Below are 20,319 nucleotides of genomic sequence, written 5' to 3'. Positions count from 1 at the left end.
TATCTCCTTCCCATTATGAGAATAATCCTAATAGCCACGGCGCCGCATATAGAACCATAAACTGAACACCATAATTAACACCCCAACGATGTAAAGTACCCGCTACAATACCGATTAAAAAGACACCTGCAATGTTTATTAAACCAGCATCACGATAAGCTAACATAAGAACGAGTGCAAAAAACACACCTAATAGCGCTTCATGTGGAACATATTTAAACACAAATGCACAAATTTGCTGTGAATATTTTACAGTTACATAATAAGTGAGTCCGATAGCAATAACTGAACCAATGATGGTTGCCACGACAAAATCAGTCATTGTTAGTAAATGATGTAAATTATGGTCTTCTGTTAACACAGGGGGTGCATTAAATAAAGCAATCGCTGGTCCAATAGCTGTCGGTGATAACGGTAAACCGATGGCAATTAATGGAATCAATGTTCCAGAAATATATGTTGCATTTGTTAGTCCGTCCATACTCGCAATAGCACGTGAGGCACGCTTTACTGGATTTTTAATATATTTCGTTAATGTCTCCCCTAAAAAGATTGTAATACCAACTGGGCTCATAAAGAAAGTCATCACACCTAAAAATGAAGCAAATGATGTTGTTCGTACTTCACTTCGGTCAAGTATTTTAAACGGGTTCGGAAACCCTTTCGTCGGTTTCTGCTTAATAACTTTAATTTCCTTTTTACCGTAGCGTGGTTTTTTTTGACGAATATCCTTATTTAATAACTCAAATAACGTTAAAATAATAGGTCCAATCGTAATGCCTAAGAAAAATGATGTAAAGACTGTTTTATCTTCCGGAATGATACCTATTCCCCAATATAAATGGCGTAACCCTTGAATGAGGATAGCAAAAGGAACGATGGATACTAAAGCTAGCCAACGGTTTTTAGACATTAAAGCTAAAAAGACAGCTCCGCCGAAAAAGATTGGGCCCGCATATTGAGCAATATTACCGCCAAATGGAGCCAATAGGCTCGCCAGTAATAAACTCAACGGCACAGCCACAAGTGTTCCAATCACAGAACCAGAAGCCATTTTGCGAATACTCACATCTGGTAATCCATGCTTTTTCAATACCATCGCATGTTCCACCATCGGCGCTGCCATCACACCACCTGGAATGCCCGCAATAGCGACTGGAATGGAGTCTGTTAATTTTTTTGCGACAATGGCTGATATAAAAAAAGATAAAATAACGATTGGTTGTATGCCCATTAATACGAGCACAAGGGTAACTGGAGCAAGGACAGCTGTTTCATCTGTACCTGGCGCAATTCCAATTATCGTATATAATGTTGCACCAATAACTGCTGCGATAATCATTTGTACAATAAGTGATACGTCCAAAACTTACTCCTCCTCTTCAATATATTCAAAAGTACGTTTTGGTTTAAAAATGATGCTACAAATAATAAAGCCAATGACTGTACCAATCAACCCAAAAACGAGTGGTTTCGTTGCATCATTAGGTGCGAAAAGATATCCACCCATCGTCGTTACGCTACAGATGATTAAACTAAGCACTAAGTCTTTCATATGAACAACGTCTTCCCAAACTTCAATATACTTTTTATCATTTGATTCCATTTCTTTACCTCCACACCTTTCAAACATATTCGTGAAATTATTATCATACACCTTTTTTTATGTTAAGAGAAATAGATATAGAATATTTTATAATAAATCGTTCACAATAAAAACGATAATAATAAAGGAGGAATTGTAAATTATGCAACAGCAAAATCAAGGACAACAATTTCAGCGTTCGGAACAAGTTCCCCCACAAATGAATCACGGTGGTCATGAGCTCTTTGATGCCCATGAGGCAATTTCTGGATTAGTTGGCGGAATGGAACAGTATATGTTGTATGAACAACATATTCAAGATCCCGAACTCAAGTCAATGCTTCAAAGACATCGGTCGTTTTTAAGTCAATTATACAATACGATTGTCGATACATTAAAAACGGGACAAGATCCGACTGTTAAAACACAAGTATATGAAATGACTGAAAGTAATGACGTACTATTCGGGATGCAACCATCACAACCAAAATCACCTGCTCAATCTGTTCAAGAAATTAACGATCAATGTATTTCCGGTTTTATGATGGCTGCTTTAAAGTCGAGTGCATCTAGTTTTACGATGACAGCCCTTGAAGCGACAAATCCTGTCTTACGCAGGGTGTTTGCTGATAGTGTACCAAATTTAATCGAAATGGCGTATGAAGTCTTTTTATACCAAAATCGTAAACATTATTACCAAGTGCCTCAGCTAAAACAGGAGGATATGAATCAGTACATCAACGCCTTCGCACCAATACAAGGTGGCACGACGATGCATTAATATATGATGGCCACACAAAAATCCGCTCCTCAACTAAGGAGCGGATTTTTCTTAATCAAGCAAACGATTGTTTTCATCGGTTGACATAATTTTAACATTCCGAGCAGTGCTTAATTCATTGACGACTCCTTCTCCATGACAGACGCTACACGTATATTGCCATCCCTCATCATCTCGTTGCATACCTGAACCGTGACACGCTTTACAAGTTGCATCGTTCGTCATACGATAACACCTCCAAATTTCCATGTTTATGATTGCCTATTTTTAACCCAATTAATCATTCCACCTTGAAGCATCACATCGATTTGGCGTTTTGATAATGCGTGAGTCACTTCTATATGTTTTTCTTTATCTTTAACTTTGAGTAGAAATGGTTGATCTGCTTTAACTTTTTCACGTAAATTAGAAACGACTAATACATCTCCATTCTCGAGTTTCTCATAGTCATCAACATTGACAAAAGTGAGCGGTAATACCCCAAAGTTAACAAGGTTTTGCCAATGAATACGCGCAAAGTCCTTAACGAGAGCGATTTTTAATCCTAAATAACGTGGGGCTAATGCTGCATGTTCACGACTTGATCCCTGTCCATAGTTATAACCAGCAACAATGGCATGGCCTCCTTCTTGAACAGTCTTTTTTGCCCGTGAATAATACGTGTCATCAATGATTTCAAAGGTAAATTTACTTATTTCTGGCAGATTACTTCGATAAGGAAGTACACGTGCCCCACCTGCCAGGATTTCATCCGTTGATATGTTGTCACCCATTTTAAGTAAGACCGGTACTTCTAATTCATCAGGTAAAGCATCCATCGTAGGAATAGATGCGATATTAGGGCCTTTTTCTAGCTTAACTTTTTGTGCTTCTTCATCCGGTAAAGGAGCGTCAAGGATTGTTTGATCGACGGTCGGTTTTTTAAGTTCTTTAACTTTTGGGTATGGAATATTTAAGGTTCGCGGGTCAGTAATTTTTCCGGTTAATGCAGAAGCAGCAGCTGTTTCCGGGCTACATAAATAAACACTATCTTCTTTAGTCCCAGAACGTCCAGGGAAATTACGAGGTGTTGTACGTAAGCTGTTTTTACCAGTGGCAGGCGCTTGGCCCATGCCAATACAACCATTACAACCAGCTTGATGCATACGGGCTCCTGCTTGTAGAAGACTTGAGATATGACTTTCTTTTACAAGATCTGTTAACATTTGTCTTGATGTCGGGTTAATATCAAACGAAACACCATCCGCTATCTTTTTATCTTTAACCATTTCAGCAGCAATGGCAAAATCACGAAAGCCTGGATTGGCAGATGATCCGATATATGACTGGTAGATTGGAGTGCCAGAGACTTCACTTACCGGGACAACGTTTCCTGGACTTGATGGCTTAGCAATTAAAGGCTCAAGTTCTGATAAATTAATTTCTTCATTAATATCATAGGTTGCCTCATCATCTGCTACAAGCTCTATCCAATCAGCTTTTCTTCCTTGCGCTGTTAAAAATCGCTTTATTTCTTGATCGGATGGAAAGACTGTTCCTGTGGCTCCTAATTCAGCTCCCATATTAGCGATAACATGGCGATCCATTGCACTTAGTTTATCGAGTCCTGGACCATAATATTCAATCACTTTACCGACTCCACCTTTCACATCGTGGCGTCGTAACAATTCTAGAATAACATCTTTAGCACTTACCCAATCTGGAAGTTCTCCTGTTAATTTAATCCCCCACACTTGAGGCATCTTGACATAAAACGGCTCACCTGCAATGGCCAGCGCAACATCTAGACCACCAGCTCCCATCGCTAACATTCCCATACATCCATTAGCACATGTATGACTATCAGATCCAAGTAATGTTTTTCCTGGTTTAGCTAAATATTGCATATGGACAGGATGACTAACGCCATTCCCAGGACGGCTGTGATATAGCCCGAAACGGCGTGTTGCACTATATAAAAACAAGTGATCATCTGGATTCTTACTATCTTCCTGAATAAGATTATGATCCACATACTGGGCCGATACTTCTGTTTTCGCACGCTTAAGCCCCATTGCTTCAAGTTCAAGCATCACGAGAGTACCTGTCGCATCTTGCGTGAGCGTTTGGTCAATTTTCAGACCAATTTCTTCGCCCGGAACCATCTCTCCAGATACGAGATGGCTTTTAATGAGTTTTTGGGTAACATTTAATCCCATGAAATCTCCTCCTTATTTCATCCTTACTAAGTAGCCGAATCGCCTTGTAGTTAGTATATGATAACGCCGGCAAATTATTTGTTATGCCAATGAATCAATGCCCTAAAGTATTCCTATCATATTTGTAAAATACTTTTTGCATTCATAACATTTACTGACTATAGATGAAACAAGGAAAGACGAAAGTCAGGAAGAAATTTTACAATTTTTGCCCATCATATTTGTCCAATGTAAATCCTCTACCCAATATTTCTGATGCGTTGAGGAAAATAACGAAGGATGAGTCATCTTCTTGTAATCGTTTCTTTAAATGGACAGCCTCCTGTTGTTCAGCTACACAGAGAATCATCGTTTTTTCCATCTGTGTATGACCGCCAATTGAACGAACCTTCGTTAATCCTCGATCGATTTCTTCTTTAATAAGTGCCTGAATTTTATCTTCATGTTCGGTAATAATTAGAATAAGCTTTGTTCGTGATGTGTCAATTTGTACGACATCAATCGCCTTTCCTGTAATATATATAGCCATTAATGCAAATAATGTAAGTTCCAAATTAAAAACGACTAACGATGCGATGACAACTAATCCATCAACGATAAATTGAGAATAACCACTTGAAATGCCTGTAAATTTTTTTACGATTTGAGCGATTGCTGCTGTACCACCTGTTGATCCATTCCCTTTATAGACCAATCCCAAACCTAAACCTAGTACAATTCCCCCATACAATGCTCCTAATAAGGGATTTGTTACATGAAATGGCAAATCCTGGGATAACCAAATGACAAATGGTACCCAAAATGTCCCTACTAATGTTTTTTTAGAAAAGTCTCTTCCTAAAACCATCCAGCCAATAATAAAAATTGGGATGTTCATAATGAATTGTGTAAAGGCTGGACTTAGCCGAAATAACTCATAAAGAATGGTGCTAACTCCTGATAAACCACCTGCGGCTAATTTCGCTGGCAGTAAGAAAATATTGTATGATAAACCGACTAAAGTTGCTCCGATAAATATAAAAAAATAATCGCGGTATATTGATTGGTTATGATGTCTTGACATGGTTGGTTTTCCTCTCTTTTTAAGTAATATTTGTGTTAATGGTTTTTTTATGGTATTTTAATATAATCCACACAGCTGACTTTATCGTAAACATTACAAATTTTATTTTATATGCATGTTTACAAAAATCCAAGCTATATTTTAACATAAGACTTGTTAGAACTAGCAACATTTACCACATCAACCATATGATATTATCCACCGTTCCCTTGCATCTAGTTCATGAATATCGTAAAATTAAAAGTTGATACTGTATTCAATAGTTTGTTAGAAAAAAATTGAGGTGACACAAAGTGAAGAAAGTATTACAAACAAAGATGGGATTCTTCTTTGTAGCTGCAACTTTGCTTTGGCTGAAGTCGTATATCATTTATGTTATCGAGTTTAATTTAGACATAAATAATGGGATCCAGTCGTTTCTTTTATTCATAAACCCTATCAGTTCTGTGTTAATTTTCCTCGGTATTGCATTATTTGCACGTGGAAAAAAGGCTGGGATATGGATTATCGTTATCGATTTTCTCATGAGTTTATTTCTCTATGCGAACGTCGTATTTTATCGATTCAACAACGACTATATCACGTTACCAACATTAACCCAAACAAGTAACTTCGGAAGTATTGGTGGAAGTATTATTAGCTTAATAGAGTGGTACGATATCTTTTACTCAATCGATTTAATTCTGTTAGTTATCTTATTTATTAAGACAAAACATCATTGGTCAGGTGAACGTCTTCAATTACGAAAGCCAGTATTGGTGTTAATGGCGGGTGCGATTGCTTTTTCTGTGAATCTTAGTATGGCAGAAGCAGACAGACCACAGCTACTGAAAAGAACGTTTGACCGAAACTATATCGTTAAATATTTAGGTGCTTATAACTTCGCCATTTATGATGCAATCCAGAATATTAAATCATCATCACAACGTGTCCTTGCAGACAGTAATGATATCGTTGAGATTGCTGATTATACGAAAGATAAATTCGCTGAACCAAATAAAGAGCTTTTTGGTGTTGCGAAAGGGAAGAATATTATTAAGATTCATTTAGAATCTTTTCAATCATTCTTAATTGATTATGAATTACATGGTGAAGAAGTAACGCCGTTCCTGAACTCACTTGTTCATAATAAGGAAGAAGGCTTTACGTATTTCGATAACTTCTTCCATCAAACAGAGCAAGGTAAGACCGCAGATGCAGAATTCATTCTAGATAACTCCCTATATGGGTTACCACAAGGGGCCGCATTTGTAACGAAAGGAAACAATACGTACCAAGCATTGCCTGCGATTTTAAATCAAAGACAGGACTACACATCAGCTGTCCTCCATGGAGATTATAAATCGTTTTGGAACCGAGATGAAGTTTATAAACAATTTGGTATTGATTACTATTTTGATGCGAGCTATTATGATATGAATGATGACAATGTCATTAACTATGGACTTAAAGATAAACCATTTTTCGAAGAGTCTATACCGATGTTGCAAAAGTTAGATGAATCTGATAAACCATTCTACGCGCATCTCGTCACACTGACACATCATCATCCATATTTAATTGATGAGGAAGAAGCATCGATTCTACCAGCCGAAACGGGCGACAGTTCAGTAGACCGTTATTTCCAAACAGCGCGCTACTTAGACGAGTCACTCGAACAATTTTTTAACGATTTAAAAGAAGCTGGTCTCTATGAAGACTCTGTGATTTTCTTATATGGGGATCATTATGGTATTTCTGAGAACCATAACCGAGCAATGAGTGAATTACTGGAGAAAGAAATCACACCATTTGAAAGTGCGAATTTACAACGTGTTCCTTTCCTCATCAGAATTCCTGGTGTTGAAAGTCAAGGAACAAACCATCGTTATTCAGGACAAATGGATGTCATGCCGACACTCTTACACTTATTAGGTATTCGTGCTGACGATTATATCCAATTTGGTACAGACATGTTCTCTAAAGATCATAAACAGTTCGTTCCTTTCCGTCGAGGCGATTTCATAACACCAGATTATACCTATGTATCTGGTTCGTATTATGATAATGAAACGGGTGAGGTAATTGAAGAAGCGACCGAAGAAATGGAAGAAATGAAGCGGCTTATTGAAGAAGAGCTTCGTTTATCCGATAAGCTTGTTTATGGTGATTTGTTAAGATTCTATACGCCGACAGAAGATTGGGAACCTATTGATCCATCTATCTATCGTTATGGATATGATGAAGATGAGGATTCAAGAGAATTTAAAACACCAGGTTCAAATGAAGAGGATCAACAAGAACAAGAATCTGAGAATACAGATGTTATTCATGAACCTAAAGTTGATGAATAATACGTTATAAGGGCTGTCTAAACAGCTCTCTACATGAAGCAAGCGGAGAAAGCTTATCAGTTTTCCCCGCTTGCTTTTTTATTTTTATATACATTCTTTTCTTAATACATTCCTGTGGCTTGAGCGTTCAATGTGGTGTCTCGACTTGGGTTTTTCTCATGAGAGGCTGCATTGAACACTCAATACGTTACTTCGCCTTGAGCTTTCCTCACGAGAGGCTGCATTGGGCACCTCACTCTACAAATTAATCTTAGACAAGTGATTCAAATGAAGAAAATAGTCGCTTTTCCTATAAACTTTGATTCACTTTGCAACTTTAGTCCTAAATTAGTACAATAGAGGTGACAATAAATACCATCTAACGGAGTGAGTACATTGGTTAAAAAGGACGTCAATAATTATTTAACAGATGGCATATACGGTATACGGCTTCCAAAACAAGATGAGCGTAATAAATATTTAGGTACATTACGTGAACGAATTGTACTTGCTTTAACAATTGGTCAAGTGATGTCGGATAAAGGATTAAAAGCTTTGGAGGAAGAAATGTTACGACATCCAGATGCAAAGCTGATATTTAATGGAGCCGTAGCGAATAAATTTCTAACTGAAGAGAAACAACTAGCTGAAAAATATAACATTCCATATACAGTGATTACGAATGGCGAAGTTGAGACACATATCGGTGCTGTTTTAGCATATGATTTTGCGATTGACAAAGAAGAGATTTTTATTAAAGATAAATCTGAAGTGACTAAGCAAGCAAAGAGTACTAAGAAGCACTCAATCTTTGATAAAGTCATAAAAAATCTTTTTAAGTAAAAAAAGCGACCCTGCTTCCCATGTTTCTTTTAAGGAAACATAATTAGCAGGTCGCTTTTTTATACTTTTTGAATACGGATGTTGCTGACCATTAGAACCATTAAGATGGCCGTAATAACAGCGAAGAAAAGGATTGGTAAGTGATTGGAAAATATGGCAAAAAATGACAATATCGTTCCCGCTGCGGTAATCGGCACACCGTAAAAAGCACCGTCGAATTCTTTTACGTTATATCTAGCTAGACGAATAGCACCACATAAAACGAAGAAAATAACAAGTGTGATACCAACAGTTGGCATTTTATTTAAGCTCGTTTCATAAACAAGCAATGCTGGCGCTAAGCCAAAGGAAACTAAATCACTCAACGAATCAAGTTCTTTTCCAAAGTCCGATTCAATATTATATTTCCGAGCGACAATACCATCAAACCGATCAAATAATGCAGCAAGAAAAATAAATAATACACTAATATGGATAAGTCCTTTTAAAACGAATACAATAGACAAAATCCCAAAACTTAAATTCATTAATGTAATAGCATTCGCTTTTTGTGCCTTAAGTTTAGTATAATCAATACGTCTAAGTAAAAACATAGCTTCAACCTCCCGTTTCTATCATTATTTTCGAACAAAAAAGGATGATTCATAATGATGAAATTTCTATTAAAATATGTTGTAGAGCTTACTGGAAACCGCTATAGTTCTTTGTTTTTAAAATCGTTTGCCCAGTCGCGTCTAAGTAAACCGCTTATCCGACCATTTGCGAAAACCTATTCTATCAACTTAGATGAAGCGGAATACCCTATTGGCCATTATCAATCATTACATGACTTTTTTACGAGACGGCTTAACGAGCAAGTTCATACAATTGATGAATCAGTACACACTTTAGTTTCACCAGCTGATGCGTTGTTAAGTGATATGGGACCAATTTCGGAAAAACAAACATTCTATATTAAAGATCAGCTCTACTTTCTTGATGAGATGCTTGGTAGTAAAGAAAATGCAAAGTCTTATGAAAACGGGTTTTTCCTCATTTTATACCTTTCACCAAGAGATTATCACCGTTTTCATTATCCAATTACAGGACAGCTCACGAAGCGATATGCCTTAGGTGAGAAATCATACCCTGTTAATACACTCGGTACACGCTATGGTCAATCGCCCTTTTCGACAAATTATAGGGTTATCTCGGAACTTACATCTACATTTGGCAAATTAGCGATGATTAAAATTGGTGCATTAAATATCAATTCCATTCAACTGACACACTCAGGTTCTGAATTTAACAAAGGTGAAGAGCTCGGATATTTTTCATTTGGATCAACCATCTTACTTCTTGTTGAACCAAATCGATCGTTCAAGCCTCTATTAAAAGCAAACACTACCGTTCGTGTTGGTCAACCTATTGGTGAATGGGCAGATTATTCATTATGACATACTCTGTTTGCGATAGCGATAAATAGTAATACAGATAATAACAATTAATATAATAATGGCAAATATACTTAAAGAGTACTTTCGAAAAAGGTGTGCGATGATGTTCCAATTGGTACCTAGTCGATTTCCAATAGATAAGAAAACAATCACCCACATCATCGCCCCAGCTGTTGCAAATAATAAAAATTGCTTCAGAGAATAACGCGTAATGCCACTAATATACGCTGCTACATGACGAATACCGGGTATGAAATAGGAGAAAATAAGTAGAAGTGAGCCATATTTATCAAAAAGTCGCTTCGTTCGCTTCACAGTTCGCTTTTTAATAAATAATTTATGACCATATTTTTCAATAAAAGGTTCGCCTAATTTCACACCTAAAAAATAGCTAAACGTAATCCCACAAATAGAACCTAAAACAGCTGCGATAAATGTGAGTGTAAAACTCATCTCTCCTAATGATGTAATATAACCTAGATAAGTCAATAATACCTCATCAGGAATAGGAATTGGAACACCTACTAACCCGAGCGATAGAAATGCAAAAATCACAAAATACCCAAATTGACCAATAACATCATGCCATACTCCCATTTGCCTTTCCTGCTTTCATAGATGATTACATTAATGTTCCTATTATACTATAAAAACGTTGATTATAAATGATATTCCAGCATTTTTTTATTTTCCTTCCCTTGCTTACTATTACGTACCAAAATTGAAAAAGATTCATGTATTTTGTATTGCTTATGATGTTTTGTCCTACTATTCTATGCCTCGAGCCAATAAGTGCTCCTTTACACGAGGTAAGCGTTTTCATATAATGGTAGTAATAAGGGGTTTTAATGAAGGGGGAATAATATGAAGCGCATTGAGGAAGGAAAATTACTATGGAAGCCGGGGCAAAAATGGAAAGATGAAGCCAACCTAAACAAATATATAGCTTGGTTACAGGATAAAAAAGGGCTTCAGTTTAAAAACTATCAATCCTTATGGACATGGTCAGTTGAACATTTAGAAGATTTTTGGGAATCGATATGGGAGTACTTTGGCATTCAATCGAAAACGCCTTACACATCTGTTTTATCATCTCACAACATGCCTGGTGCAAAATGGTTTACGGGAGCAACATTAAATTATACAGAACATATTTTTAAAAATCGAAACGCCGAGGATATCGCCGTTATTCATGCATCTGAATTACGTGACACTAAACATGTAACATGGAAAAAACTATACAAAGATACGAACGCTTTACAACAAACTTTAAAACAACTTGGTGTTAAAAAAGGTGACCGTGTTGTTTCATATGTACCAAACATTTACGAATCGGTTGTATCATTTCTAGCGGTTGCTAGTTTGGGAGCCATTTGGTCGAGCGCTTCACCGGACTTTGGTACACATAGTGTTATTGATCGCTTTAAGCAAATTGAACCAAAAGTGATGATTACAATAGACGGCTATCGTTATGGTGGCAAAAATTTCAACCGAATACCTGTGATTGAAAAAATTCAAAAAGAATTACCTATGCTTGAAGCAACGATAGGTATCCCGTATCTTAATCAGGAAGTAGCATTTGACTCATTAAAAAATCCAATACGATGGGATGACGCCATCTCTATAAATCATGATTCTCTCACATATGAATATGTTGAATTTAATGACCCTCTCTGGGTTTTATTTTCATCTGGAACAACAGGTATGCCAAAGCCTATCGTTCATAGCCAAGGTGGTATGTTGCTTGAACATTTAAAGGCAACGGTCCTGCATACTGATTTATCAGAAGGTGACCGCTTCTTTTGGTTCACGACTACAGGATGGATGATGTGGAATTTCTTAGTCGGTGGTTTACTTGGAGGAAGTTCAATTATTTTATACGATGGTAATCCCGCTTATCCAGATACTGATATGCTTTGGCGTTTTGCTGAAGAGACAAAAATGACCGTATTTGGAACAAGTGCAAGTTATCTCACCACTTGTATGAAATCCGGTCTATCTCCTGGCAGGACATATGATTTAAGTCATTTAAAAAATATTAGTTCAACAGGTTCTCCTTTGCCACCTGAAGCATATCAATGGTGTTATGACCATGTCAAAGAAGACTTATGGATTGCTTCCGCTAGTGGTGGTACAGACGTATGCACAGCCTTTATTTTAGGAGCGCCAACTTTACCTGTTCATGCAGGTGAACTCCAATGTCGCGGCTTAGGTGCTAAAATTGAAAGTTACAATATGGCTGGCGAGCCGAAACTGAATGAAATTGGCGAATTAGTCATGACCGCTCCTTTCCCTGCAATGCCGATTTTCTTCTGGAATGATATAGATGGCTCAAAACTCCATGATAGTTATTTTGACATGTTTCCAGGGATTTGGCGTCACGGTGATTATATTAAAATTACCGAACATGGTTCTTGCATCATTTACGGACGATCTGATGCAACAATCAATCGCGGTGGAATCAGAATCGGGACGAGTGAAATTTATCGTGCGGTTGATCTAGTTAAAGAAGTTGAAGATAGCTTAATCGTAGATATTCCACTTAATAGCGGGGATTCATTTGTGCCACTATTTGTCATTATGAAAGAAGGCTATGAATTAACAGAGGATATTAAAAACAAAATTAATCATCAAATCCGAACACAATGTTCTCCAAGACATGTCCCAACAGGTATATTCCAAGCACCAGACATACCGAGAACTTTAAACGGGAAGAAATTGGAAATCCCAGTCAAGCGGATTTTGATGGGACATGACATCCATAAAGTGGTCAATAAAGGATCATTAAGCAACCCAGATATGTTAGAGTACTTTTTACAATTCGCTAAAAAACATATGAAGCAAAATGTTTAAATAACAAAAACACCGGAGTTCATATCAGGAGCTCCCGGTGTTTTTTTGGAAAGTTCAACTCAGACTATAGTTGGATTTCACAAATCTAAAAATCGTTCTCTCATCTCCTCCGTAAGTAATTGACAACTTTCCCGCTTGCCAAACCAGCGATAGCGATTTTTAGCCATCACACGATACACGATATTCCGAATAGCAGGAGGGACAATTAAACATATCGTCAACACTTTCCACAATCCTGTTAAATGCTTACAAATATGTAAGGCAGCAGATGATTCAAGGTAATAACGATTATTCTTTATTAACACAAGGCTATCGGTTTCTTTAGGCACACCATATGTTGTTAATAATGTCTGACCGACCTCACTTTGTAAGGAAGCAAATTTATATCGCCCTTTCTTATCACGCTTTATAATAAATTGCACACTCTGATTACAAAAATGACAATCACCATCAAATAAAATGATGTGCGACATTCAATTCCCTCCTACTAGCCTGAATTAAGACGACTTCATTGCCGGTTGCTTTAATAAACTCACACATACATAGGTCACGAATGACAATAAAACAGGCAGTACAACAACATGCATACCAAATGGTTGAATTTTTAACCAATCAAAGACAATATACGAACCGATACCAACAATCATCGAAGCGAGCGCACCATACTTATTCCCTTTCTTCCAATAAAGCCCCATCACAATTGGCCAAATAAACGCCGCTTCCAGTCCACCGAAAGCAAAAAGATTTAACCAAATAATCAAGTTCGGGGGATCAAGTGCAAATAAGAAAACGATGAAACCTAGTATAGCCGTAACCCCGATACTCATTGTTTTTATCTTTTTCGGTGAGGCATTTGGACGGATATAGTTTAAATAAACGTCTTTTACAACTGAAGAACTAACGAGTAATAATAATGAATCAACAGTTGACATAATGGCTGCCATTGGTGCAGCAAGGACGATCCCTGCAAGCCAAGCTGGCATCGTTTCAAGTGCAATTAACGGCATCACTTTATCAGCGACATCAATACCAGGTAAGATTGGCCGCGCAAAAACACCAATTAAATGCATATTTAACATAATAAATCCGACAACAATCGTCCCGATAATAATGGCTCGGTGCATCGATTTTGAATCCTTATAGGACATCGCTCGTACCGCTATTTGCGGTAATGCGACAACACCAACCCCGACTAAAATCCAAAAAGATGATACAAATGCTGGTGATAAATCACCCGCCGCACCAAATGGGGTAATCAAATTTGGGTTTTCAACATATAAATCATCAATAATATTCGAGACACCACCACCTGCGATAATAACAGCGATTAAAAGGATCAATGTTCCAATAAACATAATCGCTCCTTGGACAGCATCCGTCACAGCAACTGCACGAAAACCACCGATAACAACATAAAGAAGGACAGATATAGCGAATATAAACAGAGCACTCGTATAAGATAGGCCAGTTAATGATTCAATCAGTCGACCCCCACCAATCCATTGCGCTGCCATGGCCGAAAATAGAAAAACAATAATACTAAAAGAAGACAATAAAACAACCCACTTAGACTGATAGCGCTCTTTTAAAAAGTCGACAAGTGTGACAGCTTGGTAACGTCTCGCCATAATGGAAAACTTCTTCCCGAGAATCATCAACACGAAATAACCCGTTGCGACTTGTGACATCGCAAGTAACACCCAACCTAAACCTTGTGTATAGGCAACACCTGGTCCACCAATAAAACTACTCGCACTTCCATACGTCGCCGTCATCGTCATGGCCAAAATAAATCCACCTAAACTTCGCCCACCGAGAAAATAGTCTTGTAAAAAATTCGTCGATGAACGAATCGAGCGACTTGCCCATATCCCAATTCCAAACATCACGATTAACATTAAAATCATTGGAAAAAGCGCTTGCCCATTCATTCGTCTTCCTTCCCTTCATCATCTAACGGCACTTCAACAAAATATCTCTTCACAATAAACGTGACGAGAATGACCATCACGATCAAGCCGACGACACAACTATAAAAGAACCATGCCGGTAAACCGAGAACATATGTATATTCAGATGGATCTTTATGACCTAACCCATAAGCAAAGCCAAACCACCATATAAAATTAAAGATAACAAGTCCTACCCCAATAAGTGCTTCACGATGCGCTATTTGGAAGCGTGAATCGCCTTTTTTATTTTTCACCTTTTTTACCCCCACTTTCATTCCATTTTTCATGCGTATTTTAAGTAAATCGTTAGTTACATAAATATTAACATAAACGACACAAATCTATTTATCTCTAAAATTAAATGTAATTTTATTTAATTTCTAATTAACTTGAATTATAAGAAAAGTGATGCACAATAAATTTAGATCTCTACATAAAATTAAAGTAGCTATAATGACTAATGACCTTGTGAGACATCATTTAATAAGTGGGTGATTAGGTATGATTCGTTTTATTTGGCAAAATTGGTGGCGAAGGAAAGAGCGCTTGATTCTCCTTATTATAGGAGCATTAATAATTAGTAGTGGCTTATCCTATCTTCTTGGCATGTTAGATACAAATAAGACAACCATCGTGGATGAATTACAAAAAAGATGGTCTTCAGCCTATGACATTGTCGTTCGTCCTCCTAATACACGAAGTGAAACTGAAGAAAACAATTTATTAGATCCGAACTTTTTAAGCGGGATTAACGGCGGGATTAGTTTAGAGCAATATGAACAAATTAAAGCGATGGAACATATTGATATCGCCGCTCCAATCTCAATGATTGGATATACGGATTATTCACTCTATCTCGAATCCCTTACATTTAATGAAGATGGAATCTATCGGGTAATCGAAAAAAGAATAAACGATGATGGCATTCGAAAAACAGAAGACGTATACACATCATATATTCCTGGTGGTAGATGGCTACAATATGTCGACACAGCACTGGATAAAAATATACCACTTACTTATATGAACTGGTCCAATCATATGTACTTGATGCGATCCATGTTACTCGCTGCAATCGACCCAGAACAAGAAGCACAATTAATTGGAATCGATAAAGCCATTCTTCCGGTAGGAAATAGTAGATATTTCACGGCAGAAGATAAAGCGCGACATAAACCAGTGATCGAACCTGGAGATGATGGCGGAGCAGAGGATGAGGTAGAAGAACAACATATCACTTACTTTCCCGTCATTATTAATACCCATTCATTCGCTGACCAAGAGATTCACTATCACATAGAAAAGCTTGATATCCCATTTGATTCGAACACAGCTTTAAAAACGCTAGAAGATATTGATCAAAAAGGTGGCAAGAACTATTTAAACAGTCTGAAGGGAAATACCGTTACTACATATGAACATGATGAACAAGAACTCTTCTCGCAAATGATTAATAGTATCGCTGGAGTTGATCATCAGACAGGAGAACCGGTATCGGAAGATATTACAAAAAATAAACATAACCCTTTTCAGATGGACGATTTATTTTTAGTGAGTTTTGCAAGCCCACTAGAATATGATGATGTTTCAAGTCCATTTGCAGAAAAATGGCCGTTTGCCTATCGTATACGCACATTTACAGACAGCTTTGAAGATAGTTTCAAGGCGGGAGAATATACGTCGTTTCGTCGACCAATTGAACCTGAATTTGCCAACGCGGGTGATTTTCCAAGAATGAAACCGAACTGGATTGGGTTTTATGATGCGGAAAAAGTAAATATATCAAAAGACCCGACAAATGAATTACCAATGGAAACATATCGTCCAGCTTCGGCTAAACTCGTATTAGATGAGCAAAAACAACCGATTAACCCACCACAAATATTAAAACCAACTTATGATCCATTCGGCTATTTAGCTAATCCACCGACAATGTTAACGACACTTGATGCAGCTGAATACCTTTTAGGAGATAAACCGATCTCGGCCATTCGCATTAAAGTTTCGGAAGCAAGAGATTTATCTGAAGACAGCCAAGCAATGATTGAAAAAGTAGCTAAAGAGATTGAACAAAAAACAGGGCTCATAACAGACATCACGTTAGGTTCGTCCCCACAACCAACGTTAGTCCATGTACCTCAAATAGATGCTCAAGAAGAACTCGGTTGGTTCCAACAACCTTGGATTCGGCTTTACTCGTCAATCACAATCTTTCGTGAAGCGAAAATGGGCTTTTCTATGCTTATTTTCTGCATCATGGCCGTTGCCATTATTTACGTTTGGGCTTCAAGCTTTGTATCACTACTCGCTCGGCGAAAAGAGTTCGCCGTACTACTATCCGTTGGTTGGCGTCCACAACAATTACGTCAATTGATTTTTATTGAATCGGCAATAATTGGTAGTTTTGTTGCATTTGTATCATGGATCATCCTAGGATTTATTTATATTTCTGAAGAAGCCACTTTAGATCCGGTGCGATTCCTGTTAACTGGATTGATTGGCTTTATGATTTACATGCTTGGGGCCGTTATTCCAGCTGTCTTCACGCAAAAAATAGAACCGTATGAAACATTACAAACAGGGGAGATTTCTAAAACGAGCAAACGGTTTATGAAATCAAAGGGAATCATTTCCATGGCCTGGAATCATTTTATTGGCAAATGGAAGCGAAATGTTCTCTCGATTGCAGCGATTGCCTTACCGACCACCTTACTCGCTATCTTTTTATTTATCACCTTTCGTTTACGAGGCATGATGTATTTAACATGGCTCGGACAATATGTCGCCTTAGAAATTGGGCCTCGTCATTATATAGCGGTCATTGTATCACTCATGATTGCCGTCTTAACCGTCGCTGAAATCATGTGGCAAAATATAAGTGAACGTCAAGAAGAAATGGCGTTATTAAAAGCACTTGGCTGGCGAAATGGTTCTATTCGCCTCCTCATTTGGATGGAAGGCTTGTTCAGTGGTTTATTCGCAGCGATGATTGGTCTTAGTCTCGCATTTATGCTCATTAAGCTCATGTATCAGGACATCCCAATGACAGAGCTGCCGTTTATTTTAGCAACAGGACTGATCCCAATTATTGTAGGGATTATCGGTACCATTATACCCGCTGAACGAACAGTCAGGATGTCACCTGCATCTGGAATGAGCGGAAGCTATTCTAACAAAAAAACATCAGAAAAAAGTATGAAATGGCTTTTATTAACATTGTTCTTATCGATTTCTGCATTATTTGTTTATCTGTTCGTTCAAATATTAATATCCTAAAAGTAAAACACTTATTAAATAAACAATCCCGTCACTCATAAAAAAATGACGGGATTGTTTTGTTTACATATAAGCTAATCATATAAGTGGCAACGAACCGTATGCTCTGTTGTAAGCTCATGTTTAACTGGTTTTTCATGTTTGCATCTCTCCTGAACAAACGGGCAACGTGTATGAAATGGGCACCCCTCAGGAATGGCGCTCGCACTTGGGACTTCACCACTTAATACCGTTTCACTTGTATTCACTTCACGAGTTGGAATAGATGAAAACAAAGCTTTTGTATACGGATGTTTCGGTTCATCTAAGTCAGACACTGTCCCCATTTCGACCATTTCCCCTAAATACATGACAGCAATCCGATCACAAAAATATTGCACAACATTCAAATCATGTGAGATAAACAAATAAGTTAAGCGATATTTTTTCTGTAATGCTTTTAAGAGATTTAAAATCTGTGCTTGAACTGATACATCAAGCGCCGAAACGCCTTCATCAATGACAACAAATTCCGGTTGTAAAATAAGTGCTGCTGCTATGACAACACGCTGTCTTTGACCACCACTTAACTCATGCGGATAACGCTTCAAAAAAGACTCGTCTAAACCAACATCATGTAACATGTCGATAATCCGTTTATCCTGTTCCCTACGATTGCCCATTTTATGAATCATCAACGGCTCGCGTAAAATCCATTGAACCGTTTTCTTCGGATTCAACGATGCATAAGGGTCCTGAAAAACAATCTGGACTTTTCTCCGCCATGTTTTTAGCTTTGATGCGCTAAACTTAGAAACATCTTTTCCCTTATATAACACTTGACCACTCGTTTGCTTTATTAATTGAACAATGATTTCTCCCGTTGTCGATTTACCACTGCCACTTTCACCAACAAGACCAAATGTTTCCCCTTCACGTAATGTAAAACTAACACCATTAACCGCTTTAATAGACGTCTCTTTAGAAAAAAACTTCTTCCGAGGCATGTGATAAAATTTATAAAGATTTTTTACTTCAATCATGATGATGGCACATCCATTTCTTCCGTATAAAGATGACATTGAACCATTTGTTCCTTTATATTCACTGTTTTAGGACGAACGGTTCGGCATATTTCCATACGTTCTCGACACCGATCATAAAATGGACAACCACGATGGCGTTCTTTTAATGGTGGAACCCTTCCTGGAATCGTATATAGGGGTTCACCTCGTTTGGCACGGTCTGGTATGGAGCGGATAAGCCCTTTCGTATAAGGGTGAAGTGGCTGTTGGACCAGACGAGAAATCGGCCCCGCTTCAACAAGTTGTCCTGCGTATAGGACAAGGACGCGATCACATACTTGACTTAAAACACCCCAATCATGCGAGATAAATAGCATTGACGCTTTTTTCTCTTGTTTCAACTCACGAAACAACTGAAGAATTTGTGATTGTATCGTCACATCCAAGGCAGTCGTCGGCTCATCAGCAATAATTAAGTCTGGTTCACCAATTAGAGCCATCGCAATGACAATCCGTTGTCTCATACCTCCTGATAATTGATGTGGATATGAATGGTACAACGCTTCCGCTCGTGGCAAACCAACCTGCTTCATTAATTGAATCGTCTGTTCTTTGATCGCTTTCCGTGATTGTTTCGTATGTTTAATCAAAACTTCAGAAATTTGTCTTCCCACTGGATAAAGTGGGTTTAAAGCCGTCATTGGTTCTTGAAAAATCATTGAAATTGCTCTTCCGCGAATGCTTTGCCATTCCCTTTCAGAAAGATCGACAAGATTACGCTGGTGACGAAAGCGAATCGAGCCATTCGTGACAGAGGCATTGTCTGGCAACATACCCATGATAGCTAGAGAAGTAAGTGTTTTACCACAACCAGATTCACCTACGATTCCGACCACTTCATTTGGGTAAACCGTAAAAGATAGTGAATCAATCGCTTTATATTGACCGTCCGGAAAAGTAAATGAGACATCTAAATCCTGAATATGTAAAATCGGCTCTACCATCACACGTACCTC

General features: G+C 37.8%; 18 protein-coding genes. 6 read left to right on the top strand and 12 right to left on the bottom strand.

All coding sequences use genetic code 11. The features are described from left to right. Window positions 1-13 precede the first annotated feature (13 nt). Window positions 14-1,366 carry a tripartite tricarboxylate transporter permease gene (locus tag VIG73_RS06450; RefSeq protein WP_331640158.1) on the bottom strand — a complete coding sequence of 451 codons (1,353 nt, stop codon included), beginning with the start codon at window positions 1,364-1,366 and terminating at the stop codon, window positions 14-16. A gap of 3 nt (window positions 1,367-1,369) precedes the next feature. Beyond that, window positions 1,370-1,606 (bottom strand): hypothetical protein, encoded by a 237-nt coding sequence (locus VIG73_RS06445; RefSeq protein ID WP_331640156.1) that lies wholly within the window; start codon window positions 1,604-1,606, stop codon window positions 1,370-1,372. Between the two features lie 142 nt (window positions 1,607-1,748). Between VIG73_RS06445 and VIG73_RS06440 the strand changes: the two genes are divergently transcribed. Then, on the top strand, window positions 1,749-2,366 hold the full coding sequence (locus VIG73_RS06440; protein ID WP_331640154.1) for a spore coat protein: 618 nt from the start codon (window positions 1,749-1,751) through the stop codon (window positions 2,364-2,366). A gap of 51 nt (window positions 2,367-2,417) precedes the next feature. On the opposite strand, the gene VIG73_RS06435 is transcribed toward VIG73_RS06440, so the two are convergent. The 3 genes from VIG73_RS06435 to VIG73_RS06425 form a co-directional block, all read right to left on the bottom strand. Then, window positions 2,418-2,591: a hypothetical protein gene (locus tag VIG73_RS06435; RefSeq protein WP_331640152.1), complete on the bottom strand. Its 174-nt coding sequence runs from the start codon at window positions 2,589-2,591 to the stop codon at window positions 2,418-2,420. 26 nt (window positions 2,592-2,617) lie between these two features. Next, on the bottom strand, window positions 2,618-4,564 hold the full coding sequence (locus tag VIG73_RS06430; protein ID WP_331640150.1) for an aconitate hydratase: 1,947 nt from the start codon (window positions 4,562-4,564) through the stop codon (window positions 2,618-2,620). Window positions 4,565-4,763: 199 nt separating this feature from the next. Continuing rightward, complete coding sequence (locus VIG73_RS06425; RefSeq protein WP_331640148.1) at window positions 4,764-5,627, bottom strand: YitT family protein; 864 nt, start codon at window positions 5,625-5,627, stop codon at window positions 4,764-4,766. A gap of 293 nt (window positions 5,628-5,920) precedes the next feature. On the opposite strand from VIG73_RS06425, the gene VIG73_RS06420 reads away from it, so the two are divergent. Next, entirely contained in the window at window positions 5,921-7,960 is a 2,040-nt protein-coding gene (locus VIG73_RS06420) for an LTA synthase family protein (RefSeq protein ID WP_331640146.1), read from the top strand. A gap of 366 nt (window positions 7,961-8,326) precedes the next feature. Further along, window positions 8,327-8,782, top strand: coding sequence for a YueI family protein (locus tag VIG73_RS06415; protein WP_414648379.1), 456 nt, complete (start codon window positions 8,327-8,329; stop codon window positions 8,780-8,782). A 59-nt stretch (window positions 8,783-8,841) separates the two neighbouring features. On the opposite strand, the gene pssA is transcribed toward VIG73_RS06415, so the two are convergent. After that, window positions 8,842-9,375, bottom strand: coding sequence for a CDP-diacylglycerol--serine O-phosphatidyltransferase (gene pssA / locus VIG73_RS06410; protein ID WP_331640142.1), 534 nt, complete (start codon window positions 9,373-9,375; stop codon window positions 8,842-8,844). 54 nt (window positions 9,376-9,429) lie between these two features. Here pssA and VIG73_RS06405 point away from each other — a divergent pair, with 54 nt between their 5' ends. Next, on the top strand, window positions 9,430-10,218 hold the full coding sequence (locus VIG73_RS06405) for a phosphatidylserine decarboxylase (RefSeq protein WP_331640140.1): 789 nt from the start codon (window positions 9,430-9,432) through the stop codon (window positions 10,216-10,218). Here VIG73_RS06405 and VIG73_RS06400 read toward each other — a convergent pair. Next, window positions 10,213-10,815: a DedA family protein gene (locus VIG73_RS06400; protein ID WP_331640138.1), complete on the bottom strand. Its 603-nt coding sequence runs from the start codon at window positions 10,813-10,815 to the stop codon at window positions 10,213-10,215. The two genes, VIG73_RS06405 and VIG73_RS06400, sit on opposite strands and share 6 nt — an antisense overlap. Before the next feature lie 267 nt (window positions 10,816-11,082). Here VIG73_RS06400 and VIG73_RS06395 point away from each other — a divergent pair, with 267 nt between their 5' ends. Then, a complete protein-coding gene (locus VIG73_RS06395) occupies window positions 11,083-13,071 on the top strand; it encodes an acetoacetate--CoA ligase (protein ID WP_331640136.1) in 1,989 nt (662 codons plus the stop codon). Between the two features lie 77 nt (window positions 13,072-13,148). On the opposite strand, the gene VIG73_RS06390 is transcribed toward VIG73_RS06395, so the two are convergent. Genes VIG73_RS06390 through VIG73_RS06380 form a run of 3 tightly spaced genes read right to left on the bottom strand, consistent with a single transcriptional unit; the run spans window position 13,149 to window position 15,277 of the window. After that, entirely contained in the window at window positions 13,149-13,544 is a 396-nt protein-coding gene (locus VIG73_RS06390) for a thiol-disulfide oxidoreductase DCC family protein (protein ID WP_331640134.1), read from the bottom strand. A gap of 24 nt (window positions 13,545-13,568) precedes the next feature. Beyond that, window positions 13,569-15,002 (bottom strand): sodium/pantothenate symporter, encoded by a 1,434-nt coding sequence (gene panF, locus VIG73_RS06385; RefSeq protein ID WP_331640132.1) that lies wholly within the window; start codon window positions 15,000-15,002, stop codon window positions 13,569-13,571. Then, a complete protein-coding gene (locus tag VIG73_RS06380; RefSeq protein ID WP_331640130.1) occupies window positions 14,999-15,277 on the bottom strand; it encodes a YhdT family protein in 279 nt (92 codons plus the stop codon). The genes panF and VIG73_RS06380 overlap by 4 nt, the downstream gene beginning before the upstream one ends. A 247-nt stretch (window positions 15,278-15,524) precedes the next feature. Here VIG73_RS06380 and VIG73_RS06375 point away from each other — a divergent pair, with 247 nt between their 5' ends. Then, window positions 15,525-18,299 carry an ABC transporter permease gene (locus tag VIG73_RS06375; RefSeq protein ID WP_331640128.1) on the top strand — a complete coding sequence of 925 codons (2,775 nt, stop codon included), beginning with the start codon at window positions 15,525-15,527 and terminating at the stop codon, window positions 18,297-18,299. Window positions 18,300-18,373: 74 nt separating this feature from the next. On the opposite strand, the gene VIG73_RS06370 is transcribed toward VIG73_RS06375, so the two are convergent. Together VIG73_RS06370 and VIG73_RS06365 are read right to left on the bottom strand one after the other, a co-directional pair. Beyond that, window positions 18,374-19,321: an ABC transporter ATP-binding protein gene (locus tag VIG73_RS06370; RefSeq protein ID WP_331640126.1), complete on the bottom strand. Its 948-nt coding sequence runs from the start codon at window positions 19,319-19,321 to the stop codon at window positions 18,374-18,376. After that, window positions 19,318-20,307, bottom strand: coding sequence for an ABC transporter ATP-binding protein (locus VIG73_RS06365; protein WP_331640124.1), 990 nt, complete (start codon window positions 20,305-20,307; stop codon window positions 19,318-19,320). Before VIG73_RS06365 ends, VIG73_RS06370 begins: the two co-directional genes overlap by 4 nt. Window positions 20,308-20,319: the final 12 nt, after the last annotated feature.

This window comes from Cerasibacillus sp. (genome assembly GCF_036516575.1).
GTDB lineage: Bacteria > Bacillota > Bacilli > Bacillales > Amphibacillaceae > Cerasibacillus.
The sequence above is the reverse complement of the archived record's forward strand: the minus strand, read 5'-3'. Positions and strand labels throughout refer to the sequence as shown.

Coding starts and splice junctions, on each gene's coding strand:
- VIG73_RS06405 (WP_331640140.1), top strand. CDS start 9,430: ATGATGAAATTTCTATTAAAATATGTTGTAGAGCTTACTGGAAACCGC.
- VIG73_RS06370 (WP_331640126.1), bottom strand. CDS start 19,321: ATGATTGAAGTAAAAAATCTTTATAAATTTTATCACATGCCTCGGAAG.
- VIG73_RS06365 (WP_331640124.1), bottom strand. CDS start 20,307: ATGGTAGAGCCGATTTTACATATTCAGGATTTAGATGTCTCATTTACT.
- VIG73_RS06390 (WP_331640134.1), bottom strand. CDS start 13,544: ATGTCGCACATCATTTTATTTGATGGTGATTGTCATTTTTGTAATCAG.
- VIG73_RS06425 (WP_331640148.1), bottom strand. CDS start 5,627: ATGTCAAGACATCATAACCAATCAATATACCGCGATTATTTTTTTATA.
- VIG73_RS06445 (WP_331640156.1), bottom strand. CDS start 1,606: ATGGAATCAAATGATAAAAAGTATATTGAAGTTTGGGAAGACGTTGTT.
- VIG73_RS06435 (WP_331640152.1), bottom strand. CDS start 2,591: ATGACGAACGATGCAACTTGTAAAGCGTGTCACGGTTCAGGTATGCAA.
- panF (WP_331640132.1), bottom strand. CDS start 15,002: ATGAATGGGCAAGCGCTTTTTCCAATGATTTTAATGTTAATCGTGATG.
- pssA (WP_331640142.1), bottom strand. CDS start 9,375: ATGTTTTTACTTAGACGTATTGATTATACTAAACTTAAGGCACAAAAA.
- VIG73_RS06375 (WP_331640128.1), top strand. CDS start 15,525: ATGATTCGTTTTATTTGGCAAAATTGGTGGCGAAGGAAAGAGCGCTTG.
- VIG73_RS06430 (WP_331640150.1), bottom strand. CDS start 4,564: ATGGGATTAAATGTTACCCAAAAACTCATTAAAAGCCATCTCGTATCT.
- VIG73_RS06395 (WP_331640136.1), top strand. CDS start 11,083: ATGAAGCGCATTGAGGAAGGAAAATTACTATGGAAGCCGGGGCAAAAA.
- VIG73_RS06440 (WP_331640154.1), top strand. CDS start 1,749: ATGCAACAGCAAAATCAAGGACAACAATTTCAGCGTTCGGAACAAGTT.
- VIG73_RS06400 (WP_331640138.1), bottom strand. CDS start 10,815: ATGGGAGTATGGCATGATGTTATTGGTCAATTTGGGTATTTTGTGATT.